Here is a 3,635-nt window from a genome sequence, read left to right as displayed (position 1 = left end):
TAAGATCGGTTTGTATATTAGATCGTGAAGGGAATTGCAAAACGAATATCAGCTCAATTGTCAATTAGCGCTAAATAAGTGATTGGCTTATACACATGATTTGATGCTGATTGAATGATGAGACAAGGAACCTGCTATAGCAGAATGGTAAGAATTGTTATGACTAGTATGATATTCCCCCAAGTGGATGAGCTAGTTGGGAGCGGGATTGTGCCTTTGCGCGGCCTTCGTACCGTGGTCCGAGTTACTGAAGCCGATCAGGGCGATACTGCAATTAGCACTTGAAGAAACCCTAACAAAGCTGATCAGGGCAAAAAAAGCCGATCGGAGACAACAACAAAGAACGGCATAACGAAAGGTATTAACCACGGGACACAGCCGCAAAAAGGCACAATCCCGCTCCCAACAGTGCGAAGAAGCGACCAAAAATGTTGCAAGCAGGAACGTTTCAAAAGTTGAAAGATATCCCACGCCGAGGTAGATTATTGAGTTCTGATTTTACCCGCCAATATCGTAGTGCCAAGCCCTAATAATGCGACCAGGATCAGGGACCAGCGCAGGCTCAACAGTTCAGCTATGAATCCAATGATCGGCGGACCTATCAGGAATCCAAGAAAGCCTATCGATGAAACGGCTGCCAGTGCCAATCCCGGCAACATTGTTTTGGATTTTCCCGCCAGGCTGTAAGCCAGCGGAACTACTGAAGAAACACCGATACCTATCATAAGGAATCCAATGGTAGCGTAAACCAGGGTTGGGAAAGCAACGGCGAGTGACATCCCACTGACAATAGTGATCCCGCTTATTTGTAAAATACGTTTGATGCCAAACCTTGTGACCAGCCAATCGGCGGCAAAACGACCTCCCGCCATGGTGCTCATAAAAGCAACATATCCCACCCGGCTCAGTTCCACGGGTGCCTTTACCACCTTCTCAAAATAAATGGAGCTCCAGTCGAACATTGTCCCTTCACAGATCATGGACGCAAATGCAATCATTCCAAGTTTGACGATATAGTTATCTGGTTTTACAAATATTTTTCCTTTGGTTACCTTGCCATGATTGGCATCCCTGGGCAGTATGTAAGGGCGGGCAAGTATCATCAGGATGAAAGCAACCACATAGATAATAATGAAATGTGTCAACGGTGGTATATGGTCAGCAACCATAAAAGAACTAATCAATCCACCCAGGAAGCCTGCCAGGCTCCAGAGCCCATGGAAAGAGGCCATGATGCTGCGACGGTACAATCTTTCCACGCCAACACCCTGGGTATTGACAGAAATATTACTAAGATTACCACAGATGCCAAAAAAGAAAAGTCCGAGGGCAAGCTGCCAGACGGTGGTGACCGTACCCAGCAGAACCAGGCCGGCCGGGTACATCAATGCTGCGATTGTCAGTGTTCTTTTACTGCCAAAGCGGCTAACCAGGTAGCCGGATAAACCCATTGCAGCAAGTTGACCCACAGGCAACGCAAACAAAACGGCGCCGAGACCGGCATCGGTAAGTCTCAGAAGATTTTTGATATCAGGAATACGGCTGGCCCAGGTGCTGAATGTCAGTCCCTGGAGAAAAAAGAAAACGCTGACTCCGACCCGGTAATAACGTTGTGTAGGAAATGATAGTGAAAGATTCATGATCGCTGTAATTTGATGTATTATGGCAGCAATCCTTAACGGATCACAAAGATAAAATTCTTTCCCCGCAAATCAGCCATCTCTTCCGCCGTTACCTGGTAATTTACTCAATTACCTTTATGGTCCCATCGTGGTACCCTGCAATAACTTCAGATACAAGGCTGTTTAAGAACAGTCCTGTTTCAACCACCCCCGGAATTTCATGAAGTGTCTGGTTCAGTAAAAAGGGTTCTGTAATGGACCCAAAACTGCAATCTGCAATCAGGTTTCCGTTATCTGTAATAAAATCTTTGCCATCCCGCTGACGCATAACTACTTCAGCTCCTAATATACGGATATGAGATAACGTAAGTGACAAAGCAAATGGAACCACTTCTACCGGCAACGGAAATTTGCCCAAAGTTTTAACCAATTTTGATTCGTCGACCACCACTATGTAACGAAGGCTATTAAATGCGAGGATTTTTTCACGGAGCAATGCGCCTCCCCCTCCCTTGATAAGATTATGATCTTCATCCACTTCATCTGCCCCATCAATATAAAGATCGATATGGTCAATCTCTGTAAAATCAACAGTAGGAATGTTCAGTTCTTTTGCTATTTTTTCTGACTGAACGGAACTGGAGACGGTCCTGATTTTCAAACCCGCCTGAACCATTTCCCCGAGTTTATGTATCGCATGAAAAACGGTGGAACCGGTTCCAAGGCCAACAATCATTTCATTTTTCACAAAACCGGCAGCTTTTTCTGCGGCAATTTTTTTAGCATCCATCAGGCAATCTTTTTAGCATCAATTATAGGTGATATTTTTATCTGGTATTTATTATTTGTTTATTCCATCCATTCATTTTTTCAAATGTTGTTTATTCCATCCTTTCATTTTCCCAGAAGGTTTTACAGGGCCGTTTCATTGAGCAGGTAAACGGTACAGCTGCGGGCTCCATGGGCGCCTATGACCAGGGATTGCTCAATATCAGCGGTTTTAGAAGGGCCGGCGATAAATAATCCATAACCCTCCTTGTCTACTTCAATATGGCGGTAAGCTTCGTGCATATCCAACAATATTGCTCCGGCATCAAGCAGTATGAACAGGTGTTGACAGATAAAAGGCAACAACCGATTTATAAACCGGGATTCGTACAACCAGACCGATCCGTTTTCGGCCACCCCGAAAGATGCGGAAATAAAAGCCGTGTCAATAGATTCAAGCTCGGCAGCAGATTGCCTCGCGGTTATATTCAGATTCCCCTCCCCAACACCCGGACAAAGACATGCCACCTTCAACCCTTGCTGTTTAAGAACAGACAGGTTAGCTGCTATTGCTGAGCTGTTATCAACTTCCACTACTTTGCCACCGATGCCTTCCAGGATGGTGCGGAACTTCTGAATTTTTACAAACCGCTCTTTGTCCAATGAAGCAGCCAGAAGCTCAGGCGCCGGAAGTTCAGGCAATGGTAAAGCCGATGGTTTATTTGCCGTTACCTGGTTTAAGATCCTTTCTCTTGAATTCATTGTCCTGGCTATTTCTTGTTTTTTATATACCAATCCCGGAAGCTTTCCCGTGGTGGATCCGGCATCTCTCTCTGTTTATACCAGGGATTTAATTTTTTTGATTTAAAAAGCATAGGGAACAAACGCATGAACCAACGTCCCGTCTTCCCGGAGGTTCTGTAAATACGCGGATTGTTCAGCACCGAAGCCATCATTTTCATCACCAGGGATTTGCCTTTGCCGGTTTGGTTCGCAGCCGCAAGTACCTGCCGCCACTTCCAGAGCTGGTTGTGAATATCGATTTTTACCGGGCAAACATTGCTACAAGAGCCACATAAAGTAGAAGCAAAAGGCAGATCCGCATTTTTCTTCATATCAATATTAGGCGAAAGTATCGCGCCGATCGGACCTGCCACCGCATTGTGATAGCTGTGTCCGCCACTTTTCCTGTATACCGGGCAGGTATTGAAACAAGCGGCACAACGAATACATTTCAGCGAATTT

Annotated in this window: 4 protein-coding genes; all 4 read right to left on the bottom strand. The window is 45.3% G+C overall.

Annotation, left to right across the window (positions count from 1 at the left end):
- Positions 1-482 precede the first annotated feature (482 nt).
- Positions 483-1,640 carry an MFS transporter gene (locus VK664_RS06225; RefSeq protein ID WP_461397762.1) on the bottom strand — a complete coding sequence of 386 codons (1,158 nt, stop codon included), beginning with the start codon at positions 1,638-1,640 and terminating at the stop codon, positions 483-485.
- Between the two features lie 103 nt (positions 1,641-1,743).
- Positions 1,744-2,412: a ribose-5-phosphate isomerase RpiA gene (gene rpiA / locus VK664_RS06220; RefSeq protein ID WP_461397761.1), complete on the bottom strand. Its 669-nt coding sequence runs from the start codon at positions 2,410-2,412 to the stop codon at positions 1,744-1,746.
- Between the two features lie 122 nt (positions 2,413-2,534).
- A complete protein-coding gene (locus VK664_RS06215) occupies positions 2,535-3,152 on the bottom strand; it encodes a LutC/YkgG family protein (RefSeq protein ID WP_461397760.1) in 618 nt (205 codons plus the stop codon).
- Between the two features lie 8 nt (positions 3,153-3,160).
- The coding region (locus tag VK664_RS06210; protein WP_461397759.1) for a 4Fe-4S dicluster domain-containing protein at positions 3,161-3,635 on the bottom strand (475 nt) is incomplete at its 5' end.

Source organism: Flavitalea sp. (assembly GCF_035489435.1).
Classification (GTDB): Bacteria; Bacteroidota; Bacteroidia; order Chitinophagales; family Chitinophagaceae; genus DATHKG01.
The sequence above is the reverse complement of the archived record's forward strand: the minus strand, read 5'-3'. Positions and strand labels throughout refer to the sequence as shown.